This window comes from Cellvibrio japonicus Ueda107, from assembly GCF_000019225.1.
GTDB lineage: Bacteria > Pseudomonadota > Gammaproteobacteria > Pseudomonadales > Cellvibrionaceae > Cellvibrio > Cellvibrio japonicus.
Genome location: NC_010995.1, coordinates 4,162,087 through 4,188,194 on the forward strand (window position 1 = coordinate 4,162,087; position 26,108 = coordinate 4,188,194).

The 26,108-nt window shown below is 52.2% G+C and carries 22 protein-coding genes; 10 read left to right on the forward strand and 12 right to left on the reverse strand.

Annotation, left to right across the window (positions count from 1 at the left end; genetic code table 11):
* Window positions 1–18 precede the first annotated feature (18 nt).
* Window positions 19–2,022 carry a methyl-accepting chemotaxis protein gene (locus CJA_RS16730; RefSeq protein WP_012489044.1) on the forward strand — a complete coding sequence of 668 codons (2,004 nt, stop codon included), beginning with the start codon at window positions 19–21 and terminating at the stop codon, window positions 2,020–2,022.
* A 141-nt stretch (window positions 2,023–2,163) separates the two neighbouring features.
* Here CJA_RS16730 and CJA_RS16735 read toward each other — a convergent pair whose 3' ends face one another.
* From CJA_RS16735 to CJA_RS16755, 4 genes are all read right to left on the reverse strand, one after another.
* Complete coding sequence (locus CJA_RS16735) at window positions 2,164–4,656, reverse strand: CBM35 domain-containing protein (RefSeq protein ID WP_012489045.1); 2,493 nt, start codon at window positions 4,654–4,656, stop codon at window positions 2,164–2,166.
* 541 nt (window positions 4,657–5,197) lie between these two features.
* The gene (locus CJA_RS16745) at window positions 5,198–6,850 is read right to left on the reverse strand and encodes a sensor domain-containing diguanylate cyclase (RefSeq protein ID WP_083766894.1); all 1,653 of its coding nucleotides are present in this window, start codon (window positions 6,848–6,850) and stop codon (window positions 5,198–5,200) included.
* Between the two features lie 162 nt (window positions 6,851–7,012).
* Entirely contained in the window at window positions 7,013–7,663 is a 651-nt protein-coding gene (locus CJA_RS16750) for a thiol:disulfide interchange protein DsbA/DsbL (protein WP_012489049.1), read from the reverse strand.
* 197 nt (window positions 7,664–7,860) lie between these two features.
* The gene (locus tag CJA_RS16755; protein ID WP_012489051.1) at window positions 7,861–8,544 is read right to left on the reverse strand and encodes a c-type cytochrome; all 684 of its coding nucleotides are present in this window, start codon (window positions 8,542–8,544) and stop codon (window positions 7,861–7,863) included.
* 150 nt (window positions 8,545–8,694) lie between these two features.
* Between CJA_RS16755 and yihA the strand changes: the two genes are divergently transcribed.
* Window positions 8,695–9,354 carry a ribosome biogenesis GTP-binding protein YihA/YsxC gene (gene yihA, locus CJA_RS16760; RefSeq protein WP_012489052.1) on the forward strand — a complete coding sequence of 220 codons (660 nt, stop codon included), beginning with the start codon at window positions 8,695–8,697 and terminating at the stop codon, window positions 9,352–9,354.
* 408 nt (window positions 9,355–9,762) lie between these two features.
* Here yihA and polA read toward each other — a convergent pair whose 3' ends face one another.
* Window positions 9,763–12,519: a DNA polymerase I gene (polA, locus tag CJA_RS16765; protein ID WP_041551709.1), complete on the reverse strand. Its 2,757-nt coding sequence runs from the start codon at window positions 12,517–12,519 to the stop codon at window positions 9,763–9,765.
* 394 nt (window positions 12,520–12,913) lie between these two features.
* On the opposite strand from polA, the gene CJA_RS16770 reads away from it, so the two are divergent.
* Together CJA_RS16770 and CJA_RS16775 are read left to right on the forward strand one after the other, a co-directional pair.
* Entirely contained in the window at window positions 12,914–13,171 is a 258-nt protein-coding gene (locus CJA_RS16770; RefSeq protein WP_012489054.1) for a hypothetical protein, read from the forward strand.
* Window positions 13,172–13,489: 318 nt separating this feature from the next.
* Window positions 13,490–13,774 (forward strand): hypothetical protein, encoded by a 285-nt coding sequence (locus CJA_RS16775; protein WP_012489055.1) that lies wholly within the window; start codon window positions 13,490–13,492, stop codon window positions 13,772–13,774.
* Here CJA_RS16775 and CJA_RS16780 read toward each other — a convergent pair.
* On the reverse strand, window positions 13,751–14,584 hold the full coding sequence (locus tag CJA_RS16780; RefSeq protein WP_238526786.1) for a metal ABC transporter solute-binding protein, Zn/Mn family: 834 nt from the start codon (window positions 14,582–14,584) through the stop codon (window positions 13,751–13,753). The genes CJA_RS16775 and CJA_RS16780 overlap by 24 nt on opposite strands.
* A 156-nt stretch (window positions 14,585–14,740) precedes the next feature.
* On the opposite strand from CJA_RS16780, the gene CJA_RS16785 reads away from it, so the two are divergent.
* The 5 genes from CJA_RS16785 to CJA_RS16805 all read left to right on the forward strand — a co-directional run bounded on the left by CJA_RS16785 (window position 14,741) and on the right by CJA_RS16805 (window position 18,140).
* On the forward strand, window positions 14,741–15,244 hold the full coding sequence (locus CJA_RS16785) for a Fur family transcriptional regulator (protein WP_012489057.1): 504 nt from the start codon (window positions 14,741–14,743) through the stop codon (window positions 15,242–15,244).
* A complete protein-coding gene (znuC, locus tag CJA_RS16790) occupies window positions 15,241–16,011 on the forward strand; it encodes a zinc ABC transporter ATP-binding protein ZnuC (protein WP_041551711.1) in 771 nt (256 codons plus the stop codon). The genes CJA_RS16785 and znuC overlap by 4 nt, the downstream gene beginning before the upstream one ends.
* A gap of 1 nt (window position 16,012) precedes the next feature.
* Window positions 16,013–16,798, forward strand: a complete 786-nt coding sequence (gene znuB / locus CJA_RS16795; protein WP_041552632.1) for a zinc ABC transporter permease subunit ZnuB — start codon at window positions 16,013–16,015, stop codon at window positions 16,796–16,798.
* A 145-nt stretch (window positions 16,799–16,943) separates the two neighbouring features.
* Window positions 16,944–17,162 carry a hypothetical protein gene (locus tag CJA_RS16800; RefSeq protein WP_148208917.1) on the forward strand — a complete coding sequence of 73 codons (219 nt, stop codon included), beginning with the start codon at window positions 16,944–16,946 and terminating at the stop codon, window positions 17,160–17,162.
* Between the two features lie 108 nt (window positions 17,163–17,270).
* A complete protein-coding gene (locus CJA_RS16805) occupies window positions 17,271–18,140 on the forward strand; it encodes a UDP-2,3-diacylglucosamine diphosphatase (protein ID WP_083766895.1) in 870 nt (289 codons plus the stop codon).
* A 291-nt stretch (window positions 18,141–18,431) separates the two neighbouring features.
* Here the strand turns inward: CJA_RS16805 and CJA_RS16810 are convergent, their stop codons facing one another.
* The 6 genes from CJA_RS16810 to CJA_RS16835 all read right to left on the reverse strand — a co-directional run bounded on the left by CJA_RS16810 (window position 18,432) and on the right by CJA_RS16835 (window position 25,123).
* Window positions 18,432–19,196, reverse strand: a complete 765-nt coding sequence (locus CJA_RS16810; RefSeq protein WP_012489062.1) for a ZIP family metal transporter — start codon at window positions 19,194–19,196, stop codon at window positions 18,432–18,434.
* The gene (locus tag CJA_RS16815; protein ID WP_012489063.1) at window positions 19,193–19,606 is read right to left on the reverse strand and encodes an acyl-CoA thioesterase; all 414 of its coding nucleotides are present in this window, start codon (window positions 19,604–19,606) and stop codon (window positions 19,193–19,195) included. The genes CJA_RS16810 and CJA_RS16815 overlap by 4 nt, the downstream gene beginning before the upstream one ends.
* Window positions 19,607–19,625: 19 nt before the next feature.
* Window positions 19,626–20,408 carry a hydratase gene (locus tag CJA_RS16820; protein WP_012489064.1) on the reverse strand — a complete coding sequence of 261 codons (783 nt, stop codon included), beginning with the start codon at window positions 20,406–20,408 and terminating at the stop codon, window positions 19,626–19,628.
* Between the two features lie 95 nt (window positions 20,409–20,503).
* The gene (locus CJA_RS16825) at window positions 20,504–21,910 is read right to left on the reverse strand and encodes an HDOD domain-containing protein (protein ID WP_012489065.1); all 1,407 of its coding nucleotides are present in this window, start codon (window positions 21,908–21,910) and stop codon (window positions 20,504–20,506) included.
* Window positions 21,911–22,088: 178 nt separating this feature from the next.
* Complete coding sequence (recG, locus tag CJA_RS16830; RefSeq protein WP_041552636.1) at window positions 22,089–24,185, reverse strand: ATP-dependent DNA helicase RecG; 2,097 nt, start codon at window positions 24,183–24,185, stop codon at window positions 22,089–22,091.
* A 17-nt stretch (window positions 24,186–24,202) separates the two neighbouring features.
* The gene (locus CJA_RS16835) at window positions 24,203–25,123 is read right to left on the reverse strand and encodes a hydrogen peroxide-inducible genes activator (RefSeq protein ID WP_012489067.1); all 921 of its coding nucleotides are present in this window, start codon (window positions 25,121–25,123) and stop codon (window positions 24,203–24,205) included.
* Between the two features lie 66 nt (window positions 25,124–25,189).
* Here CJA_RS16835 and CJA_RS16840 point away from each other — a divergent pair, with 66 nt between their 5' ends.
* A complete protein-coding gene (locus CJA_RS16840) occupies window positions 25,190–26,056 on the forward strand; it encodes an SDR family oxidoreductase (protein WP_012489068.1) in 867 nt (288 codons plus the stop codon).
* Window positions 26,057–26,108: the final 52 nt, after the last annotated feature.

Genomic DNA, 26,108 nt, shown 5'->3' on the forward strand with positions numbered 1-26,108 from the left:
TCTGGAGAGATTAATACCATGAAAAACTTATCCATAATCGCACAAGTAATTTTCGGCTTTGTCATATTACTGGTACTGCAATTGATGGTGACCGCCTTCAGTATCAACAGTCAGACACATTTATCAGGCAATATTGACTTGTCCTCCGGGGTGGTAACACCGCTGCTGCAATCCAGCGCATTGCTAACACAAAATTTACAGGGGGCAGCCCAAGCCGTAAGCCAACATGCCGCCGAACAGGAACTGCGCAACCTTCCCGCTTTACAGAAAAAATTTGCCGATTTTCGCACAGGGTACCAACGCGAATATAAAGACGCAGAAAACTATGCTGAAGACTTTCCTGATATTGCCACGTTATTGGATCAACTCAACCAAACCACTACCGCTACTTTCGCCCAAGCGGAAGCACATCTGAAAGCTTATGAGCGCCTGCTGCAAAACCGTGCCAGCGAATTTCAGGCATTGAAGCAATTTGAAGACCGCTGGCAATACTTCGGGGCGGAAATGAAAGATATTCGCTTCAACATGGCCGATGCCGATATACCCGTGCAATGGTTATTGACCTCTATAGAACAGGACGCTAACGAAGCCTCAGCCCTTTTATCCAGAATACCCTCTATACACGAAGCAGATACGCTGGGGGATAGCGCACGGGAACTGCGCTATTTTTGGAAAAATATTGAGCGTAAATACACGGTTATACAGACGCGTTTCTCTGCTGTCGCCGAACCATTACGACCCGTGGTCTCTATTTTGGAAAAACATATCAATCATGGGGATGGTGTGCTCCTGCAACAACAGGCACTCCTTATCTCAGAGGCGGAAAGCCGCCAACTGTTGCAACAGTTGGTACAACAATTAGATACCAGCATGGGTAAGCTGGCAGCACTCAATGATCATTTGAAATCGCTATCCGATACATCCAGTGTCCACACCAAGGCAGCACTGGCCAGCGGTGGAACCACTATCTGGTTAGTATTTTTTATTTCGCTGCTCGTAGGTATCGCCGTAGCTGCCAAGGTGGTATCCGGGGTGCGCACGCCCATCAAGCAGCTGGTGCGTCGACTTGAGGCCCTGGCGCAAAACGATTTACGCGATTCCCACGAAAAATCCAACGTAGGTGAATTTGGTGAAATATCCATTTCACTGGACAAATTGGCCGGTAACCTAACCCGGATTATTCGTGATCTCAAAGAGCAAACCAGCCAGCTGTTAGTGATGGCAGATAGTGCCAGTCGCATCAGTTCCAACTCACGCCGGCAAATTGATTATCAGAAGACCCAGGCAGAGACCCTGGCTTCTGCAGTCACTGAAATGGAACAAACAGCGCGCGATGTAGCCACTAATGCACAAGACACCAACAATGTAGTATTCGATATTTACTCTTCTACTAAATCCGGTCAGCAAGTGGTCAACCGCAACAAGGAATTGATTGGTAACCTCAATAATGAATTGAATTATGCAGCCGATGTGATTGACAGTCTCCGTAAAAACTCCGATGGTATAGGCTCAATTATCTCCGTTATTAACGGTATAGCAGCACAGACAAATTTGCTCGCGCTCAATGCTGCCATTGAAGCAGCCCGCGCAGGTGAACAGGGGCGAGGATTTGCCGTAGTGGCTGACGAGGTTCGCACATTGGCCACCCAAACCCAGGCATCCACGGCTGAAATTACCGAGATGATTGCCAACCTCCAATCCAGTGCCGTACAAGCCACCGATATCATGCTCCGCAATAAAACTGTTGCCACCTCCTGTGTCGAGCAATCTGACCGGGCAAGTGAAGCCCTGGCCGGTATCGCAAATGGCCTCGACCGCATTAAAGATATGACTGCCGCAATTGCCCAGGCAGTGAGTGAACAGAGCAGTGTTGCTACCGAATTAGCCAAAGGGGTAGTAAACATGTCAGACATCGCTGACAGCGTACAGCGCGAAGCTATTGAGTTGGAAGCATCGAGCAGTTCATTACAGCAGATGGCACAACAACAAGAACGCCTAACCAGCAGCTTTGTTTTGGGCTAATTCAGCAATCACTTGGTATCACATCCTAGTCACGACATAACACCAAATACATAGATATAACCAACACTAAAAAACCCCCGGACGGTTACCCGAGCCGGGGGAAGAGGGAGGGATGCTACCCGGAGAGAAGAAGAGAAATACTTATTGCATCAGCGACCGGTATTTTCCGGAATACGCCTTCATCACATCGCAACTAAGTTTATGCAAATCCATATGAATTTTGTCACCCTCTTTATTGGAGCCAAGTGCACCCAACTGGGTTAGGGACATTTCAGCTTCATTCAATGCACAGTAGAACTGATAACCATCATGGTTACCGGACCAGCCACCGGTAGGCTCGCCATAGGGGCCAGCACACCATTGGCAACCGCGCAACGGAGTTCCACCATTACCCCACTCTTTGCCAGACAATTGCCAGATCAGGAAACCACCGATAGCATCTTTATTGGCATAGGCTTTGGCGTACCAACTTTCCATATAATTGGCACGCTGTGTCAGAGAAATGGAAACAAAGCTATCTACCGCAGCCTGGTCAGTGAAACTGCTTAGCTCAATAAAATTTGAACCTGTGGTGCGTTGTGCATGTGCCGGCCACCCCAGTTCACCGATGTAAGCTGGTTTACCGACCTCACGCGCAAGGTCAGCCAGTTTCTGGATATTGCTCAATACCTGTTCATCAGTCATCCGCCAGGAGGTTGGATAGAGGTGTGCACTGATTGCATCAATATTAGGATCGCGATTCAATTCAACCAAAGAGGCATAGGTATCATCCAGTGCAATGCCAAAAGAAGACTCAGAACCAATAGAAACCAATTGGTGGGGAGCGATGGATTTGATATGCGCCGCAATATCTGCAACCCAAACTTTAAAGTCAGCAAAATTACCGGTGGTATAGCGCGGCTCATTTGCCAGCTCCCACATCATAATCGTGGGGTCGTCCTTATAGGCCTTGCCCGTTAACGGATTAACATGATTCAGTAAGTTGGTGATGAACGTTTTGAATAAGGCACGGCCACTAGCACTGCCGTAGGGACCGTAGTCTTCAATCTTGCCGAAATAATCCCAATAATCGGACAGTGACAATACCAAGCGCATATCATTGGCTTCAGCCTGGGCAACATAATTATCGAAGAGTTCAAAGCTGCGTGTGATCAGGGCTTTTTCGTCCGCAGTGCGCTCAGACTCCGGCTTAACCAGAATAAAGCTGCTACCGGATTTCTTGTTAATGCAAACACCGTCGTGAGTGGATGAGCTATTGCAGAACATCCAGGTGCGCACTACTTTCATATCCAGGGCTTTCGCCCGCGCAAAGAAATCATTGGCCATGGGTTCCGGTTTGTACATCAGGTAATACTGGTTGGAGCCATTGAAGTAGAAAGGCTTATTACCCAACACAAACTGGGTGCCTGACGCTTCGACAAATTCAGGCACATTGGCAGAGCCCACCGTCACGCGCAAATTGCTGCTGAGTACTGTCCCCTCCAAGCCAAACTTCAGACGGTAAACACCATCGCCCTGAGTGGGAATAGTCAATGGACTTTCGCCCCCATACAGTTGGGTGGCGCCATCGTTGACGCTATAGGTTAAACGTCCACTACCCTGCTTCTCGTAAACCACCTGGATATTGCTACCCGAAGGTAATTGCGCAAAGTTGGCTGGCGAGCGGATGGTCAGGCCGCCCAGCAGTTCCAATTTCAGGCTGTGTACATTCATGTAACCCCAGTCACTGCTCCCCACGCGCACGCCAAAGCTGTGGTTGCCCGCGGACAGGGTTTTGGTCTGTACATAAGTAACTGGCACCGTCGCTTCAGCAAAGGCGTAACTCAGCGCTGTACCATCCATCACCAGGGTGTTGACCTTACTGCTGTATGGTGAACTCCAGGTGAGGTTAATGCGGTACTCACCGGTTACCGGTACGTCCACATTCCAGATCACCGCACTCCCAGCTCCCTGTAACTCACCAACATTACCAACCAATTGCGCAGGGGCAGTGATACTGGCGCTGGCTGCAGTGTAGGTCCAGCTATTGCCTTCCGGTACTGCCATTGAAGAGGACGAAGAACTAAGCGAACTGCTGGCAATACTACTCACACTTGAACTGCTCGATGGCAAGCTACTTGATAAGGGTATGCTGCTTGATGAAGACAAACGGCTTGATGAGGACACACTGCTGCCGGATAACACGGAAGAACTATTGCCACCCATTACACCATAAGGAGCAGGCAGGCTTGCGCAGTCGGCATACGCAATACAACTCTGCTGGTTTTCCCAACCCCAGCCTGATGCCGCCTGCTGACATACAGGATAGGAATTGCCATACCAATTGCACTGTGCCCCCACAATAATCCCTGACGAGGAAACACTGGCGCTTGCCTGCACACTGGAACTGTTCCCGCCTGAGCTACAAGGCTGGATAAACTGCCACACATCCCAGGGGTTACTGGTGTCCGGTGCTACGCCTACATTGGCCCACCAACGCGCTTTGAATGCACCGCCTTGGTAAACCACAGCTTCACCACCCTTATACTGGGTAGTGGATGACCAGGCCGGGGCATTGCAATCTGCAACTGCCTGCCCACCCAAGCCAATAACAAAAAGCCCCGTCAGAATACGGGGAGAGATAAGGTGTTTCATAAAATACCTGCCAGTTGATATTAGATTTATTAAAACCAGCGCAAGCATGTGAAATAACGACAGAGGTAGGCGAGAACTGCTACCCGAAGACAACCATTCATTGACTTGCGATTTCCCTCAATACCCCATCCAGGGCTTTGTATTCTTTCCTTTCAAACCCGTTCGGCGAGTTATTGTTCTCCAAGAAACCCACATAGTTACAGGGAGCATACCGCTCAGCCAAAAAGCTCTTGCCAGAGTCATGCTGATATTTGTTATTGTTGTGCCCACAAATGTAATCGATTACAAACTATCAGTATTTTTTAACCATTGCAAACATAAGACAAGCCTTATTTTTATCCATAAAATTACAATTCATTGTTTTTACTATATTTTTTTATTAAAAAAAAAATCAACAATGAGTAATCGGTTACATTTTTGATGCAAAAAAATGGAATGGATGTCTTTTTATTCACCCATTGAGTGAGATAAATAATCAGGGAATGATCAGGAATACCAGAACCCAGCGGCGCACCGGGTAACCTATGTGCAGCAGCGACGACTAAACCTGTTGCGTAGCATTGCGTCCGTTGCTTTTGGCTGCATACAGGGCCTGATCCGCACGTTCAAAGGCAGAGTCCAGGGTATCTCCCGGCTTAAACTCTGTCAGTCCTGCCGAGATCGTAATCTGCAAAGGTTGCTCCTTGTAATTGAAGGCGGCACGGGCGATAGCATCGCGTATTTTTTCCAATACTATCAAGGCGTTATCGCCTGATGTTTCCGGCATTAGCGCCACAAATTCTTCACCGCCGTAGCGGCAGAAAAAATCCACTTCACGCAAACGCTTGGCAATAGATCGCCCAATGACTTTAATGACCCGATCACCGGCCTGGTGACCATAGTTGTCATTAATCTTTTTGAAATGGTCAATATCTATAATCGCGATTGCCAGGGGACGACCATAGCGCTCCCAGCGCTGGACCTCCGCCCTGGCTCGCTCGTTATAGGCCTCACGGTTAGGCAGTTCTGTGAGCGCATCGTGCAGGGCCTTGAAGCGCTGTTGCTCCAGGGTTGTGCGATTCTGCTCTGCTTCCGCTTCCATGATTTTGATCTTTTCACCCAGGCTATTGAGCTGTACCGCCAACTGCTGCTGCGCTTGCTCCGTCTGTTGGAAGCGATCCAGCGCCTGGCGAATACTCCCCAATTGGGACTGAACCCGTTGCTTCAATTGAACCAGGTCCGTCGCCTCTTCCGCCTGCTGCTCCAGGCTAGTCATTTCCTGTATCACCTGCGCCTGCAACTGGGCTGAGGCCTCTTGTCCAGCGTAGGATGACTGCACGGCGCCCCCCAGCAGGGTTGAGATTTCGGCCAGCTCACGATTGACTCGATCCAGGTAATCGGCAAACGCCCGGTTGGCAGAGAGGTAAGCTTCCATCACCAGGCTGCGCACCTGGCGCAAGGAGCCCAGTGCCGCCTCTATAGAGTCAGACGCTGACAACTCTTGACGAAGCTGCTGTACAGGCTCGCGCCATTGATCGTCCTGCTCCAGGCTTTCCAGGAACTCATTGATAAGTGCCAACAATTTTCCGAACCACAACTCGGTGGCATCGCTCTGCGCCGCAGTTATGGGTGATTCAGGTAAGTGGCTATTTTCTAGCGGGAGCAACACCCCGGCCGCATCATCAGCCGACGCGGTATTTTTCGCACCAATTAGACGCTGCAGTAAGCCCGTTTTGGGCTGCTCAATCTGGGAAAAGGCCTGCTGTTGCAAATCGGCAAGCTGCTGCAAGAGCGCGGGGTATAACCGGATCTTTTTGCTGCGCTTGGGCAGTTGTGCCAGGTAATCGCTGATATCCCGTTTCAATGATCGGCTCAGCGCAGCCCCCTGCCAGGGCTTTAACACCTGGGCCAGGGATTCACGCACACTCAGGCTGATATGGTCGCGCTGTTGCTCCAGTGCAATGGCAGATGCTTCCAATCGCCCCAGCAGATCGCCGATATCGGCGGCCTTATCTTTGCGCAAGCGCTCGCGCAGCTGCACCATCAATTGATCGAGGGCTTCATCCTGCCCTTCAGCTGCCAAACTGACCCTCACCAGCACACGCCGCAACAGTTCCACCTGGGCTTGATGCCGCTGCTCAAGCAGCTCCTGGGTATCCAGGGCATCCAGGTATTTCTCACGCCATTGCTGTTTATCCTCAGGGGTATTTGCCATCGTGCCGGAAAAGCCTCTCGAAAAGATAGGATGTGAAATCAGTAAGGAGCGATCAAATGGTTTGAGTATAGCTGCTGGCCATTGCCCTACCCCGCTGTAAAAACAAACTGCCATAAAAAAACCCGCCGGGTCTGGCGGGTTTTACCATGAGCCAGTTCAGGCTCAAGGAGTTGGCGCTTGCAAGCCGCGCTCTTTGCGCACCTTGGCAACCAAAAAGTCTGCCACTTTCAGCATCTCGGTATGACCACCTGCAAGGCGAGAGCTGATGTGGTATTTACCATCAACAACCATTTCAGGGGTGCCTGTCACCTTGTAACCACGCGCACGGGCTTCGGCTTGTTTGATCATACTGGTAACCCCGAAGGAGTTGTAAGTGCTCAGGGTTTTTTCCTTGCTGATACCGTAGTTAGCAAAGAAATTAGCCCAGTCTTCAGCACTGGTGAAATTTTTGCGCTCCAGATGGATTGCATTGAAAACAGGCATATGAGTTTGGTCTTTAATCTTGAGCGCTACAGAAGTGTAATATCCGCGAATCAAGGGCTCCATTTGCGCATTCCACATAGCGTGGGTTTGTACCAGGTAGGTATCCGGCGCCAATTTCTTCTCCCAGGCATGGAGCATGGGCTCAAAGCTGAAACAGTGACCACAATGATAAGAAAACACCTCAGCGACTTCGATTTTGCCGGGGTCAGAGGTGCGCACAGGAATCTCCAGCAGCTTGTAATGTTGGCCTTCAATATATTCAGCTCCCTTATCTTCTGCGCAGGCAAACAGGGAAAACACCATAGCCAGCAGGGCAACCAAGATACGCATAACGCAATCCTCTTCTCATCATTGTTTTTAGTGGATGGAACAACCTGTGCGCTTTGGCAAACAAGTCGCACTCAAGTTCCTTGGCAGGGGCGAATTCTCCAGCCAGCGACAACGGCTGTCCAGCCCTGATAATCCCCGCTCAATAAAAAAGGCGACTTGAGTCGCCTTTTTTATTGAGCAGTAGAGAACCCAAGAGATTAATGCAAGCCGGCAATATAGTTGGCCAGCGCCTTGATCTCGGCATCGCTGAGCCTATCGGCAACACTGCGCATGATCATTTGATCGCCGTCATTGGTGCGATCACCGGCGCGGAAAGCACGCAGTTGCTTTTCAATGTAATCCGGGTATTGGCCACTCAACCGTGGATAACTGGCCGCGGCATTACCCTTACCATCGGGAGCATGGCAACCTGTACAGGCGGGAACCCCTGTAGCCTTGTTACCCGCGCGATAGATACGCTCACCCAACTCAAGGGCATCCACCTTAATACCAGAATTAACCTGTACTTCCAGTTTTTGTGAGCCGGACAGTTGGGTCGTCTGGCTGGCAAAATGCGCCGCTATATCAGCCAGATCCTGGTCACTCAGGGCGGAGAGCAAGCCGGTCATTTCCAACACTGCTCGACCGGTTTGGGGCTTTTTCTCAGCATCCTGCTCGCGGTCCCAGTCACGGATATCTTTCAATTGTTTTAACAGATATTTTTCACCCAGGCCGGCCAGCTTTGGAAAGTTGGGAGCCAGGCTGTTGCCATCGGCACCGTGGCAAGCGCCGCATACAGCCGCCTTTTCAGCACCGGCGGTCGCATCGCCGTTAGCCATTACGCCCGGCGCAATAAGGACCAACCCCACGGAAAATAACGCGTTACTGAGGATATGTTTCATTGGCTAACCCGATTTGAACGATAGATCGTGAATTGTTGTAGGCCTTTGTCAGCGGGTACAATCCCGCCCCTCGGTGCGCAAACCGCGGCTGTAAAGGCGGGCGGCATTATATACCAACGCACGAATAACACACCATTTTGAAGGGTTTTTATGTCCACCCCCATCGCCTTCGGCAAAGCTCGTTTTTTAACCAGCGCTCCCAGTATCCGCCAATGCCCTCCCGAAACGGGTCGAGAAGTGGCATTTGCCGGGCGCTCAAACGCTGGGAAATCCAGTGCAATCAATGCATTGACTAACAATCATCGGCTGGCGCGCACGAGTAAAACACCCGGCCGCACACAACTGATCAATTTCTTTACGCTAGGTGACGAAGCTTATCGCCTGGTTGATTTGCCCGGTTACGGCTATGCCAAGGTCTCCCGTGAACTAAAGGAGCAATGGCAGCGCGATCTCTCGGAATACCTGGAGCGGCGTAAAACATTGCAGGGGTTGGTGCTCCTGATGGATATCCGCCACCCCCTGCAAGAATTTGACAGCGCCATTTTGCACTGGGCGATGCAAGGTCAAATGCCTGTCCATATCCTGCTGACCAAGGCAGATAAACTCAGCCGCAGCCAGGTCAACAACACCCTGTTCAAAGTACACAAGGAACTGAAGAACCTGGGATTACACGATAATAAATTGAGCCTGCAACCTTTTTCAGCACTCAGCAACAGTGGAGTCGACGAACTCAAATCCGTGCTGCAATCCTGGTTAATCCCCAGTGACGGAGCTTGCGAGGAGCCCAATACCGGCGAAAGCGAGGGATAAAAAAAATCCGATGATTGGATAATCACCGGATCAAAGAACTGGCACTCTTGGGGTAGTGCCAGATGGGCAAAGCAGAACTACGGGGAACTCATGAAACAAGTAACCCTAGGACTAAGCACTGGAAAGGAAAGTTCGGGATAAATCGTAAATCTTTGTAAATGCAACAGTTTTTGCACAATTACCGCCAACAGGGTCAGTTTTAGGGCAAAAAAAACCCCGACAAGGTCGGGGTTGGCTACGCTGATCTACTTCGCTTAGCTGGCCTAACAGCCATTAGGGGAGGAGTTAGCTCATGATCGTAAAACACACACTGGCTATGACCCACTCCTTATAAAATTAGTTCCAGCCACTATTAAAAAAATTTGCACATTTCTTGGTTAATTGTTAATTAGCGTAAAAATCAATCACTTAGTGTGCCTCATCCCAGTTATTCCCCACACCGGCATCAACAATCAGGGGGACATTTAGCCTGGCCGCGGCAGACATCCTGGCAACCACACCTGTGCAAACCTCATCCAGGCAGGATTCCGCGACTTCCAACACCAGCTCGTCATGCACCTGCATAATGAGTTTTGCATCCAGCCCGGCCTCTACCAACCAGTTATCCACGGCAATCATGGCCGTTTTGATAATGTCAGCGGCCGTGCCCTGCATGGGTGCGTTAATCGCCGTGCGCTCCGCAGCCAACTGAAAGTTTTTGTTTTTGGCATTGATATCCGGCAGATAGAGCCGGCGCCCGAACAGGGTCTCCACATACCCCTGCTCATGGGCTTGGGCACGGATATTATTCATATAGCGCTGCACACCGGGATAGCGCTCGAAATAACGGTCGATGTACTGTTGCGCTTCGTTGCGTCCAACATGCAGTTGTTTGGCCAAACCAAATGCAGACATGCCGTAAATCAAACCAAAGTTAATCGCTTTGGCACTACGACGCATTTCAGGGGTTACTGAATCCAGCGCTACTCCAAAGACTTCTGCGGCAGTAGCCCGGTGCACATCCAGCCCTTTTTCAAAGGCGCTCAACAAACCAGAATCACTCGATAAATGCGCCATGATGCGCAATTCAATTTGTGAATAATCTGCAGCAACCAATTTATATCCGGCAGGCGCAATAAAGGCCTGGCGAATACGACGCCCTTCATCGGTTTTTATGGGAATATTTTGCAGATTAGGATCTTGCGATGACAGACGACCGGTCGCCGCTACCGCCTGGTGATAATTGGTATGGATACGGCCGGTGGCAGGATTAATCATCAACGGCAGTTTATCCGTATAAGTCGATTTGAGTTTCGCCATTGCGCGATACTCCATAATCACTTTAGGCAGCGGATAATCCAGTGCTAATTCTTGCAGCACTTCTTCTGCCGTCGACGGTGTCCCTGTCGGTGTTTTCTTGATAACCGGCAATTGCAATTGCTCAAATAAAATCACCCCCAATTGTTTGGGTGAGCTCAGGTTAAATTCCTGCCCGGCCAGTTCATAGGCTTTACGCTCAAGCTGTACCATGCGCTCGCCCAATTCAATACTGTGCTGACCAAGCAATTTTGCATCGACTAAAGCACCATTGCGCTCAATGTGTGATAGCACCGGAACTAAAGGCATTTCAATTTCACGAAACACCTTGCATAAACCCGATTGCTGTTGCAGTTGTGGCCAAAAGAACTGATGCAGGCGCAGCGTGATATCGGCATCCTCTGCTGCATAGTGTCCTGCATCTTCAATTTTTAATTGATTAAATGTGAGTTGCTTGACGCCTTTGCCTGCCAACTCTTCAAACGTAACGGTTTTATAATCGAGATAGGTCTGAGCGAGATCATCCATGTTGTGGCGGCTAGCCACTGAATTCCACACGTAGGATTCCAGCATGGTGTCATATTTAATACCGCGCAAGGTGATACCGTAATTCAGCAATACACTGCGATCGTATTTAATATTTTGGCCAATTTTGATTTTATGTTCATCTTCAAGCAGCGGCTTGAGTTGGTTCAACACCCATTCCAGGGACAGTTGCTCCGGCGCACCCATATAATCATGACCACAGGGGATATAAGCAGCAACACCCGGTTCTGTTGCCACACTGACACCGACAATACGCGCTTCCATAACATCAAGACTGGTCGTTTCTGTATCAAATGAAAACTCTGTCGCGGCTTGCAAACGCGCCAGCCAGGTTGCAAATTCCGATTCTGTAAAAATAATATCGTAATGTTTTTCAATCGCGGTTTTCGTCGGCACATCTACCTGCGAATCAATTTCAATAGCAGATTCTGTATTTGACAACTCCGCAATCCAGCTTTTGAATTCCATCTCCTCAAACAGCACACGCAATTTTGCATTGTCGGCGGCCTGGTTGTGCAATGCTTCCGGCCCCATGGGTAATTCCACATCCGTCTTGATCGTGGCCAGCTGGTAGGAAAGATAGGCCATATCGCGATGTTCGATCAGTTTTTCCGGCATGGTTTTCGCGCCGCGGAAAGACAAGCTGCGCACTTTTTCCAAATCGGTATAAATCGCATCGAGGCTGCCAATTCCCTGTATCAATCCTTGTGCGGTTTTTTCGCCAACGCCCGGAACACCGGGGATGTTATCGACCTTGTCACCCATGAGGGCGAGATAATCAATCATCAATTCGGGGCCAAAACCGTATTTGGCATGCACACCGGGAATATCCAGCACAGAATCCGTCATGGTATTCACCAGCGTCACATGCTCGTTCACCAATTGCGCCATATCCTTATCACCCGTGGAAATGATCACGTCACGCTTTTGCTCTGTTGCCTGACGGGCAAGGGTGCCAATTACATCATCAGCCTCAACCCCTTCAATCACCAACAACGGCAACCCCATGGCTTGTACTATGTCGTGAATCGGCTGCACCTGGGGACGCAAATCCTCGGGCATTGGTGGACGATTGGCCTTGTATTCGGCAAAGAGTTCATCGCGAAACGTTTTCCCCTTTGCATCAAATACCACCGCAATAGGGCTTTGCGGGTAATCCTTACGCAAGCGCCGCAACATATTGACCACACCCTTTACGGCACCTGTCGGCTGGCCTTTGGAGTTCGTCAGGGGAGGAAGGGCATGGTATGCACGATAGAGATAAGAAGAACCATCGACCAAAACCAGGGGAGAGGAAACGGAAAGGAGCGTCTGTTGTGTCATGGCGTAAATCCGGTAATTAACTGGCCCAAAGGCCCAAACAAAGGCCGAAGGATACACCAAACCCGATTTCCCTCCGGAGTGGTCTCACACAATTGCTCCGGCTCTCCCTCAAAGTGTTACCCACAACCAACTATTTGTTACCAGGCGACAAAATAAGACTTAACTTCCATTGTTAACGCTAAATATCGGTATTTATTCACATTTATACAGTTCATATAGATAAAAATTGTAACCAGGCACTATTCATTCCTTAAAAATCTGTTACCATGAGTAACATAAAGTAACACACCGAGTTTTACCCGAAGCACGCTGTGATCTTTATATAACCACACCAAGCACAGAAAAGTTGCTCACAAGGCAACTGGACTTTTAAATACGTCGGAGGACACACACGATGAAAAACGCAGCTCTTTTACTGACATTACTGGTTGCCACTGCTGGCGCCAAGGCTACTGATGTAGCAGAAAACACGAATTTGACCCTCGCAGTTGCCGATATCAAGGCCAAAACCGTCTGGGTAGAAACTGAAGAAGACGTGCAATTGCGCTTGAGCGAAGATCTTGAAGAAAGGGCAGATACCATCAATGCCAAGATCAACGCCAAACTCGAGCAACAACTGGAAGCCAAACTGGCTAAAGATCTGGGCATCTAATCCAACCCTTAGCCTCGCCCGGCTCATTGCCGGCGGGGTTATTTTTTATACATCCTAGATACCTTTTATACTCTTTTATTCCGTTTTTCTCCTCGTGTATTGCCCCCGCAGATTCACTTATTTCTTTTCGAAATATGACTGCGGGGATCTTTTTTTGCCCAAATCACAATTTTGACATTTCACTAATAGCTGACGCCTAAATGACTGGCGTGCTATCGCGCCTCACCTAGACTGGCTTTTAACAAGGAAAACCAAGACCGGACGATGGATAGCAATCCTGATGACCCTTTTGTTGGCAGTTAATTTTCGGAGCCGCTCATGGAAACACTGATTTTTTCCCAGACCGCCATTTTTCGTATGCAGCAGTTAGCCAGCAGTTATTTCCATGTGACAGGAGTGCGCCACCGCATGGCAACACCTGAAGGGATGGTGGCGCTATTAAACGAAACCGGACAATCCACCGATAAAAACGTACGCGAGTGCTTCGATGCTTTTGTCATGGAGCTGAACAAACGCCAGATCGATATGCTTACGGCACGCAATGTTAAATTGCGCAAACCCCAGCACATCAGCGTTATTTCAGCGGTGCGCAAGGCAGGCTGAGAAATCCTGTCCCATACGTCGGATCAACTCCGGATAAGTCGTTATTTTTTCACTCCCAATGGCATCCAGTTGCCCCTGGCGCAGTTTTAGTTGCTGCGCCAGCGCATCAATATGCTCACTCCGTTGATAGGGCTCACTAAAAATACATTCACCACCTTCCGCCATTACGCGACGCAGCTCCGCTAGATGCCGGGCACCCGGACGCTGCTCGGGAACGAAGGTCACATAAGCCAACTGCCGCAAACCGTAATGATGGACAAAGTGACTATACCCTTCGTGATAAACCGCAAATCCCACGTTACCTAATGGCGCCATAGCCGAACGTAACTCACGATCCAGAGCGCCCATAGATTCAGCAAAAGCCGTTGCCCGCTGGCGAAAGAAGGCTGCATGCCCCGGCTCTAGCGTAGCGAGGCGTTCAGCCAATGCCCAGGCAATGACCGCTGCATTTAATGGGTTTAACCAAAGGTGGGGATCATGGGCATCATCATGGTGGTGATCATGACTGTGATTGTGTTTAGAGTGATCATCCATATCGGGCCAATCAATACCTTTGAGCAGGTAACTGCTCAACTGACGCGCTTCCGGCAAGTGGCGCAAGGGCTTGGCAAGAAAACTTTCCAGTGCCGGCCCAACCCAGAGCACCAGGTCTGCCTCCCGGATACGTTTATGATCAGACACTTTAAGCGGATAATCGTGGGGAGATGCCGTAATAGGTAATAGGGTATCTATAGTGACCTTGTCTCCCACCACTTCCTGTGCAATCAGTGCCAAAGGCTTGATGCTGACCAATAGGCGAGGTTTCGCCATAGTAACGGGAGCTGCCAGCAATAGCGCCAGTAACCAGGCGGGGGAAAATCGGTATTTCAAAAAAGCAGAAACAAGCATTGCAATCATGGGCCGGTTATAAAATGAAAGGTTATAGAGTAACATAACCTTTCATTTCCCGGATTCCTATAGCCACCAATGATGACCAATCCCCCCTTGGCCTGTAGCCACCATGACCACGGCCATTGTATTAGCGATGCACTGGCGGATGCCCGCGACCTCTGTGCCAGCCGCGGCGTCCGCCTGACGGACTTACGCTTGCAGGTTTTGGAGTTGATCTGGCAAAGCCACAAACCCCTTGGCGCTTATAGCCTGATGGAAATGCTCGCGGCCGCCTCAACCCGCCGGGTGGCTCCTCCGACGGTCTATCGGGCCCTGGACTTCCTGCTGGAACAGGGGCTGATCCATCGAATTAATGCGCTGAATGCCTTTATCGGCTGCCCCAGCCCACGCCATCATCACCAAAGTTATTTCCTGATTTGCCGTGTGTGCGGCAATGCTGCCGAGCTGGATAATCCCAACCTAAGCGCAACCATTGAAGCCAGCGCAGAAGCAGCCGGTTTTTCGGTACAAACACAATCATTGGAGGTGATGGGCATCTGTGGGCAATGCAGCAAAGAACAGCGGGCTGCACCACAATGAGCCTGTTGATCAATGCCGAGGGAATCAGCTTGAGCCGCCGCGGACGGCAGATACTGCAACAGGTAGATATTACCCTTAAAGCGGGCAAGATCCTGACGTTGATTGGCCCTAACGGTGCCGGCAAAACCAGCCTTGTGCGCTGCCTGCTGGGCCTGACCCGTCCGGATACAGGACACATCCGGCAAACAGCCGGACTGCGTATCGGTTATATGCCACAAAAAATCCATCTGGAAACCAGCCTTCCCCTGACTGTCAGCCGTTTCCTTGCCCTGGGTGGTAAACCGCGCCTGGATTTGACCGAGGTTGCACAGATGACCGGCATCGACAAGCTCACCGGTTTACCGATGCAGTCCCTCTCCGGTGGCGAAACCCAGCGGGTTTTATTGGCGCGCGCACTGCTGCGCGATCCGCAATTGCTGGTATTGGATGAGCCGGTTCAGGGGGTTGATGTGAGCGGCCAAACCGCGCTCTATCGCCTGATCCATGAAATACGCAATCGCCGCGGTTGCGGAGTGCTGCTAGTGTCCCATGACCTGCATCTGGTGATGGCTAACTCGGACACGGTGGTTTGCCTCAACCAACATGTATGCTGCCATGGGCACCCCGAACAGGTAACCAGTGACCCTGCCTACCTTGCCCTGTTTGGCGACCTGCCAGAACGCGACCAGCAGCAGATTGCGATCTACACCCACCATCACGATCACCAGCACGATGTGCATGGCAAGGTGATTCGCCCCCATGTCCACGGCCCCCATTGCGAACATTGATATGCCTGATTTTCTCTACCTCGCCCTGCTTGCGGGATTGGCTGTCGCCCTGGTAGCCGGCCCACTGGGTTCCTTTGCTGTCTGGCGGCGCATGGCCTACTTCGGCGATACCCTTGCCCATTCGGCACTGCTCGGTATTACCCTGGGATTATTACTGGAAATTAACCTGAACCTGGCGGTGGCACTCGGCTGCCTGGTATTGGCGCTGATCCTGGTGGGATTGCAACAACAGCGCTACCTGGCAACCGATACCCTGCTGGGTATCCTCTCCCACTCAACCCTGGCCCTGGGGTTAGTCTGTGTCAGCCTGTTCAGTGAGAGTCGTGTCGACCTGATGGCCTATTTGTTTGGGGACATCCTGGCGGTAACGCCGGGTGAGACCCTGGGGGTGTGGCTCGTCAGCCTGGTGGTCGTGGCTACCCTGGTCGGGTTCTGGCGACCATTGCTGTCCATCACGGTTCACGAAGACCTGGCGCGCATCGAAGGTATTCCTGTCGATGCGGTGCGCACCCTGCTTATGTTGCTCATGGCCCTGGTCATTGCCATCGCCATGAAAGTCGTGGGTGTTCTATTGATTACAGCCCTGCTGATCATCCCCGCCGCCGCAAGCCGCCGTTTGAGCCATACCCCGGAGCAGATGGCTATCATCGCCAGCCTGCTGGGCGCCCTGGCAGTATGCCTTGGATTGAGTGCCTCCTATTGGTGGGATAGTCCCGCCGGCCCGTCCATCGTACTCAGCGCGACATTGTTGTTCAGCCTGACGCTGCTAAAGAGGCAGGGAGATTGAGGTGTGTGTAAGCTAAAGCTCACAGTTTTTGTTGTTAAAGACGACTGTTCGCCACTTTATAGATAGGTATACTGTGCACCAGATCACAGACAACCGTTAACCTCACAACCCTCTGGCCATGCCAGTCATTGCAAGGATTTTGCCCATGACTACCCTGAATATTGGTGAACAAGCGTTCGACAGTAAGGATATTGCTTCTAAGGTACAAAGCGATATTCGCTTCCTGATCAGTCGCCTGCAGCATCTCGAACAACAACCCAATCCGAATCCCATCGTATTGCAAACCTACCGTGACATGCTGGAAAGCCGCCAGGCTGTCCTGGATTGGCTGGTTCAGGATAAGAAAGCGGTGGTAAATCATTAATAACACCCCTGGCAACAGGGGTGTCCTGTCACTGAATCTTCATGGAATTGTTGCCTTTCCGTCATAGTGCTGCGCAAAACTTGTGCAAAATACTTACGGGATTGCACTATGACTCCATCTCAACCGGCCACCATCGCCAGCCCACCACTGACTGAACCCGGTTTTGTCCCAACCCCACCCAAAGCGTCTCCACGCCCTACCGGGCACCTGATCCGCGCCAAGACGCTTTGGTTGTCGGATATCCATCTGGGTTTTCGCGATAGCAAGGTGGATTACCTGCTGGATTTCCTCAATAACGTGCACTGTGAAACCCTTTATCTGGTGGGGGATATAGTCGATCTGTGGGCTATGAAGCGCCGTTTTTGCTGGCCGGCCAAGCATTATCAGGTGATGCTCAAATTCTATGAGATGGCCGCCAAAGGTATTCGGGTGATCTATGTACCGGGTAATCACGACGATCCCATGCGTCGCTTTGACGGAGAGCTATTTGGCCCCATTGAAATCGCCGAGGAATGCGAACACCGCACCGCCGATGGCAAGCGCCTGCTGGTGATGCACGGGGATGCGATGGATGCGTATATCAATCATTCCTGGCTGGCACGGGTTATTGGCGATCACGGCTACGAACTGCTGCTGTTTATTAATCGCTGGTCAAACCGGATACGCAAATGGATGGGCCGGCCTTACTTTTCGCTGGCGGGTTTGATTAAAAGTAATATCAAAGGGGCCAAAGCTGCCATAGAAACCTATGAGCGCGAAGCCTTGGATGAAGCGCGCCGCCGCGGATTTGACGGTGTTGTCTGCGGCCATATCCACTACCCGGCCCTGCGCGAGGAACACGGCCTGCGCTACGCCAACTGCGGCGACTGGATCGAGAGCTGCACGGCCTTAGTAGAAGATCACCAGGGCACTATGCGCCTGCTGCACTACAGCGACAAGATTGAATGGCAAGAACTGCAACATCTGCAGACAGCTTGAGGTTTTTCAGGGATCGACCTACACCAGGGACCGATCAGGGATGGCTAGCCAGGGATGCAATTGCATTAGGGAAAAATGCCGTGGACAACAGGAGAACCAGGGATTTGGCTGGCAGAGGAAGTAGCCTGGCTCAAGGAGCGAGCCCGGAAAACACAGGGACGGCAAGCATGATGCTAACAACAATACACATAACAACTGGCAGTAAGCGTTACACCAACCCGTTTTGCTTTCACCGGAGACATCCAGTCTCCGGTGTTCCTCTTCATCCATGGTTTTTATTTATGACTTCCATTAGCCGCTGATCAGTTGAAGCAGTACGGCACTCACAAATCCCAAGGCAGCCACTAGGCCCGATAGCTCATGGGTTTCGGAAAAGGCTTCGGGAATCATGGTCTCTACCACCATAGCAAAAATACCGCCCGCCGCGACACAACTCACCAGTGCCCGAACCATAGGTGACGCATCACCAAAGAGCAGCACTCCCAGGATGGCGAAGACGCCGGATAGCAGGATCATGCTGGCCCACAACCCCAACATAAATCCACCGGAACGCCCGGCGCGACGCATACCCGATGTGCTCGATAGCGCCTCTGGCACATTGGAGATAAAAATTGCCAGCAGGGTTGCGAGACTCAGGGTCCCGCCACTGGCAACCATCAGGCCAATGGCAATAGATTCGGGGATGGCATCCAGCAGGGTGCCCACGGCTATCGCCATACCATTATTGGATTGGGCGGGCGCCTGGTGAACAGAGCGCTTGCGATGCCTGGCAACCGGGGTGTTAAGGCGATGGTTAATCAGCGAGTAAATAATCGCCCCAGCCATAAAGGCGCCCGCCACCCGGAGTCCATCGAGTATTGCTACCCCGCTGTCATCCAGGGCATGACCAACCAGGTCCAGGCTTAATGCAGCGATCAGGATACCGCTGCCAAATGCCATCACATGGGCCACTGCACGCGCTGAGAAATGCAGGAACCATCCCAGCAGCGCACCAATGAGCAAGCCACAGGCTGCAATCAGCCCCCAGGTACCCGCTTCAAGCCAGACAGGCATCATTGGTCAAACCAGCGACGTACCGCATCGGGCAAGGGCACAGACTTACCGTTCTCGCTACTGACCCAAACTACCTTGGAATAGCCTTCTGCCGCTGCCGCACCCGGTTGGGCAGCGGTATAGACCTTGTAGTAAATCATAAAACTGGAGCGCCCCGGCTCAGCGATGTGCAGATCGATACGCAAGTCTTCCGGGTAAAATAAAGGCCGCAGGAAAGTGCACCCGATAGTTACCACCACAGGATGGGTATCGCTTTTTAAGGGCATACCCTCCTTGAGCATCCACTGGAAACGGGCCTCCTCGAAATAACGAAAATACAGGGTGTTATTGACATGGCCATAGGCATCCATATCGCCCCAACGAACGGGCATCGCGCAACTGAATACAGGTGCTGAGTTGGTGTTATCCGCCATAAAACCTCCTGCGCTGACCTTAGTAAGACTGACGGGGTAAAAAACTCACGGACATTTCGCCCAGGCCGGCATAGTGGATGCGGATGTCGGTATCCAGAGGCACCTCCAGCACACCAGCATAGGAGCCGGTGATCACCGCCTGCCCGGCAACTATGCCTTGCCCTTGCTTGCGCAAGAACTCCACCAGCCAGTACAGGGGAGCGCGAGGATTGCCATTTGGGTGTTTACCCGCATATTCATTCTGCTCGCCATTGGCATCAACCCGTATCGAAAACTCACCGGCAACGGCCGCCAAGGCATTATCTACTTCCGGCCCAATAAACAATCCCTGGTTAACCAAGCCATCGGCCAACATTTCGGGGAACGCGCAAGCCTCTGGCTGGTGATAACGGCAGTGGATCAGCTCCAGCGCCATGTGGGTATGCACTATGGCTGCATCCACATCCGCCGGTGTATAGGGCTCAGGCCGCGAAGGCAGATCGACACCGAAAAAGAAGGCCAACTCCGGTTCAATCCGCGCCTTGTCGCCCTTGGGCCATAAGAGCACGGGAGCAACAGAGTCTATGGTGCGTGTATAAATAGGGCCGACAACGATTTTGTCCTGCGGTGGCTGCAAGCATTTCCATCCCCCGATACTGTCATCCATCAGCTCACACCAATAATTGCTCACCGCCTGCTGGATATCCAGGGCATCGACCAGGGTATAGGGACGGCAGGATTCCGGGAGGCGATCATCGGCAATGCCATTGCGGCGACGCTCAACAAGAATGGCAGCAGCTTCAGAAGCGAGGGATGGGTTCATATACATTCCTTAAGGGCAATCAGTCGATAAAAACCAGGGGCCATAAAGCACCAAACCCCGGAAAGGGGCTTGGTATGGGGTAACGCGGGTCGGAGTTAGTGCCCGTGAGGGGTTAGCTCACAGGCGATATGCTTTAAATCTTCGCTGGACTCTATGATGTTGGCGACAGTGTTGTTCGCCTTTTCCGGATCGAGATGCAGGTCGTCATACACTTGCTGGGGCACGGGCAGCTTGGGCCCTCGACCTATACCATGGTAGCGCAGCAGTCGCTGGGCAACGAAAATCAGCTTGGCATATTGGCTATGCTCCCCCTGATAGTGGGGATTGTTCTGGTAGCGCAAGCCTACAACAACTTCTTCGGGCATTGACCACAATGACATCAGGGCACTGGCCAGTTGCTCGCGGGTAATGCCGAGCAGGTGACGCTCAATCGCATTGTGCCCAACGTGGGGGTTGGCATCGGCAAACTGGCAATAGCTGTGGTAGTAGGGAGGGAAAACTTCCGACAGGATCAGGTAGCCAAAGTTATGCAACAGGCCACAGAGGTAAGCCATCCCGAAACTGGGTCGATGATCGCGTGGAATGGCAGTTACCAGTCCCTCAATGGTCGCTGCCATATAAACCGCCTGCTGCCAGTAGGGCATAACCCCATGAGGCCCTTCTTTAGGGAGGGTCAGGGTTTTACCCAGCGACAAACCCAGCGCCAGGTTAAGCACCATATCAAAACCCAGTACACGCACAATGGCATCGTGGATGGATTTGATTTTCCCCGGTGCCGAGTAATAGGGAGACGCCGCCCAACTCACCACCTGGGCTGCCAGGCTTGGATCTGTCTCCACAATCTGGGCGAGATCGCTGATATCGGCATTGGGATTCACGCGCAATTTGATAATACGCTGGGCCGTATCAGACAGCGGCGGTAATTCCAGAGTCTCTTCCAGGCGCTGCTTTACCCGCAGTTGGGTGAAGTTGCGTACAGCGCCCAATATCTGTTCGCTATCGCTGCTGTTGCTGTCATCCTGCTCCAATGGCAGTAACGGCACGGCAATATCGCAGATCTGGGCGTCTTCGAGGATATTCCTGAAATCATCCCGGCTAAAGCGCAGCAATTGGGCCTCATCACCACAATCGACCCAGAGCTCGTTGCGCTCGACCAAACTGCGGTCGACCAACGTCAGCAGGCCGGCCACCTTGGGCAGGGCCGGTACGGAATGAACATTGTGGGACACACAAAACTTGTGCACTTCCTCGGGGCTGGCAGCGTGAAGGTCGCGCCCCAGCTGGCGATTTACCGCTTTAAGGTCGAGCAAACTATCAGCGGAATGGATCACCTGCACCCGACCATTGGTGTCCTGCAAAATTACGGATTTGGCTGCACTCATATTTCGCAAGTGTTGGTCATGCCAATGGGAGCGCTCGTTCTCATCCACAGGTATGGCAGATACTTGATAGTGCGCATTCTGCTTACTGAGCAAAGATTGAACACTGGTAGGAACTGGCACGGCCTACTCCTTCTCTGGTTTTGGGTCTGGTTGATTGTTGGGATATGCGCCAACCACGAATAGCGCTTCCCTTTTAGCTCTTCTAGCTTAGTTCAAATTCAAAATTGCGCTGAGCCGCATAAGTAGCATTGTGCGAGCAAACCTGCAAAAACAGCAAATCTTTACTCTCTTTGGCGTCTCAAACCTGCAAATAACGTTGATTCTGGCCCAGCCAACGCTGGACGATCAATTGCGATACCTGAGGGTGCTCACTCATCAATAGTAAGGCGGCATTTTTGACATCGGGCAATAAATGGCTGTCGCGCTGCAAATCGGCAATTTTGAATTGCATGTCACCGGTCTGGCGAGTGCCCAGCACCTCACCCGGGCCGCGCAACAACAAATCCTGTTCAGCGATATAAAAACCATCGCTGCTCTCGCGCATCACCCGCAGGCGTTCACGGCTGTTATTGGACAGGGGCGAACCATACAATAATACGCAGTGGCTGGCCGCTGAACCCCGGCCCACACGCCCGCGCAGTTGGTGCAGCTGGGCAAGCCCCAGGCGCTCGGGGTTTTCAATAATCATCAAGCTGGCATTGGCGACATCTACCCCCACTTCGATAACCGTGGTGGCAACCAGCAAATCCAGTTCGCCCGCTTTGAAACCCGCCATCACCGATTCTTTCTCTGCCAGCTTCAAACGACCATGAACCAGGCCGATACGCAGCTGTGGCAGCGACTGGGCCAAACTGTCTGCCGTCGCCTGGGCCGCCTGGGCTTCAAGGGCCTCGGATTCCTCAATCAGGGTGCACACCCAATAGGCCTGACGCCCCTGCTCACAGGCGAGGCGCACTCGTTCAATCACTTCTTCGCGCCGGTTATCACTAATCACTACCGTAGTAACGGGAGTACGACCCGGCGGCAGCTCATCGATTACCGAACAATCCAGGTCGGCGTAAGCACTCATTGCCAGGGTACGGGGAATAGGTGTTGCCGTCATGATCAATTGATGCGGGCGCACAACACCGGCAAGCGCTCCATCAACCTGGCCTTTTTCCGATAGGGACAGGCGCTGGTGGACACCAAACCGGTGCTGTTCATCGATAATAACCAAACCCAGATCAGCAAAGGCGACGGCATCCTGGAACAAGGCATGGGTACCCACCACCACCTGTGCAGTCCCTGCCGCAATCATTTCCAATTGATAACGGCGCTCGCCTGACTTGAGTCGGCCGGTTAGCCATCCCACCTGAATCCCCAGCGGTTCCAACCATTTGCCAAAATTGAGGCGGTGCTGCTCGGCAAGGATTTCTGTCGGTGCCATCACTGCAGCCTGTTTACCACTGGCAACAGCCGCCAGGGCGGCCAGGGCGGCCACTACCGTTTTTCCCGACCCGACATCGCCTTGCACCAGGCGCAACATGGGCAGGGGTTTGGCCAGGTCTTCTGCAATCTCGGCAACCACCCGCTGCTGGGCCCGGGTTAGCTGAAAACCCAGTTGCTTGAGAAACCCATGCTCCAGTGCCGGTGTCAGTCGCAAACGAGGCGCCCCATCAGCCTGGGTCTCGCGGCGTAACAACAGCAAGCTCAGGTGATGAGCCAGCAACTCTTCAAATGCCAGTCGCTGTTGGTAGGGATGCTCCCCCTCTAATAGCTGCTGCACATTCGCACCCACAGGCGGCTGGTGCAAATAGCGCAGGGCATCAGCCAGGGTACATTGATTGAGACGGCGACGTACTGTTTCCGGTAAAAGTTCGCGCAAGGGGTGCTTGTCGAGCCAGGTTAATGCCTGTTGTGCCAGGCTGCGCAAGCGCGGCTGGGTAAGTCCTTCCGTTGCCGGATAGATAGGCGTTAAGGTCTGTTCCAACGGCAGGGGCGATGCCCCGGCCAGGAAATCGTACTCCGGGTGGTACATCTCTAACCCTGCCGCTCCCCGGCGGGTCTCACCAAAAACACGCAGTCGGGCACCTGCCACAAGGCGCTGCTTCTGGGCATTATTGAAATGGTAAAAGCGCAGGGTGAGGGTCCCGGTGCCATCCTGTACCCGGCAAACCAGGCTGCGGCGTTTGCCCAAGACTATGTCACAGGCTCGCACCTCTGCCTCTATGACCGCATTCAAGTTGGGCTGCAGTGCACCTATCGGGGTGATGCGCGTGCGATCCAGGTAGCGCAACGGTAAATGCAGCAGGAGATCTTGCAAACTGAAAAGCCCTATTTTCGCCAGCTTTTCCGCCAGGGTAGCGCCAACACCCTTGAGGGCGTTGACAGGAATCTGGTCCAGGGTTTGAGTCATAGGCCCCGCATTCATTGCTAGGCCTGGGGCTGGTTCCGGCACATCTGAATCGCTTTGCGCAAGGCATCAATGGCTTTATGGCGCGGGAAACTGGCGCGCCAGGCTAATGCCACCGTGCGACTGGGTGATGGTTCGGTAAAGGGGCGGGTCACTAACAGGTCAGAGCTGTAAAGTGAACTCTCCGCCGCCGATAAGGGGAGAATCGTAATCCCCAGGCCAGAAGCCACCATGTGGCGCAACGTTTCGAGGGAGCTGCCTTCCGCCGCTGTGCGTACGTTATTGGAGGCCTCCTCACCGTGGTGTTGCAAATTGGGACAAGTGGTTAACACCTGGTCACGGAAGCAATGCCCCTCACCCAATAACAGCAGCTGCTCAGTATTAAGGTCGTTGGGTTCTACAGCGTCTTTTTCTGCCAGCGGATGGTTTTTAGGAAGCAAAACCACAAAAGGCTCATCGTAAAGCGCCTGGGTAACAACATCCGGCTCCACAAACGGCAGCGCCACAATGATCACATCCAGCTCACCATTGCGTAGCTTTTTACGCAAATTGTGGGTATACCCCTCTTCTACATACAGAGGCATTTTGTTCGCCAGCTGTTGCAAATGGGGAATAAACTGCGGCAGCAGATAGGGGCCAATTGTAAAAATAGCCCCCACCGACAAGGGACTGGAAAGTTGGTCTTTGCCGGCGTCAGCCAGGTCTTTGATCGCAGCGGTTTGCTCCAGTACCAGGTTGGCCTGGGCGACAATCTGCTCACCCAGTGGCGTAGGCTGAACACGGGATTTGGTACGCTCGAACAGCGCCACGCCTAATTCATCCTCCAACTTTTTTACCGCAATACTCAGGGTGGGCTGGCTGACATAACAGCGGTCGGCAGCACGGCCAAAATGCTGCTCTTGGGCCAGAGTGACTATGTAGCGCAATTCGGTCAGTGTCATGATATCCCCCGCTCTCCGGTTCCAACTTGAATAGTCTAAAACTATCAGATTAAAGACATTTATCAAATGGCAATTACACAAAATGATCCACAAAAACTGCTTATTCTCGGTTGTGGTGACATAGGTCAACGCCTGGCACAACAACTGGCGCCGCGAGGCTATCGCATCGTTGGTGTGCGCCGCTCACCCCAAGCTGATTTACCCCACCTCCAGTATCAGATTGCGGATGTCACCCGCGCTGGCGCTATAGATCACATCCTGGCGCAACACCCGGACGTGATTGTGATTAGCATGACCCCGGACGAGCGCAGTGATGCGGGCTATGCCCTGGCCTATGTCCACACCTGCCGGCAATTGCTGGTCGCGCTTGAACGCACCCGGCAACAACCCCGACTACTGGTGTTTGTTTCCAGCACCGGGGTTTACACCCAGCAGGATGGCAGTTGGGTCGATGAAAGTTCCCCCACGGAACCAACCCATTTCAGTGGTCGACGATTGCTGGAGGCAGAGCAACTCATCAGCCAAAGCGGCTTCCCCCACTGTATTGTCCGTCCCAGTGGTATTTATGGTCCAGGCAGGTATCGCTTAATAGAACAGGTTCGCCAGCAACAGGCGAGCCCCAGCCAGCACTTTACCAATCGCATCCATGCCGAGGATGTTGCCGGGGCTATATCTCACCTGGTTGAGTATTCACGTCATCACCCGATAGCAACACTTTACCTGGCCAGCGATATGGCACCAGCTCCCATGGCAGATGTTGTTCACTGGCTTGCCGGGCAAATGGAAATCCGCGATCCGTTTTCTGTAAATACCAGCCATGAGCGGAGCAACAAACGCATTAACAATCAACGCCTGTTGAACTCGGGTTTTAAATTCCGCTATCCTGACTATCGTCAAGGTTACGCGGAACTGCTGCACAACCTCGGCTTTTGAAATTATTCGCCTAAAAATCGGCAAAAAAATCGGTCACTCACGGCACTGCTCG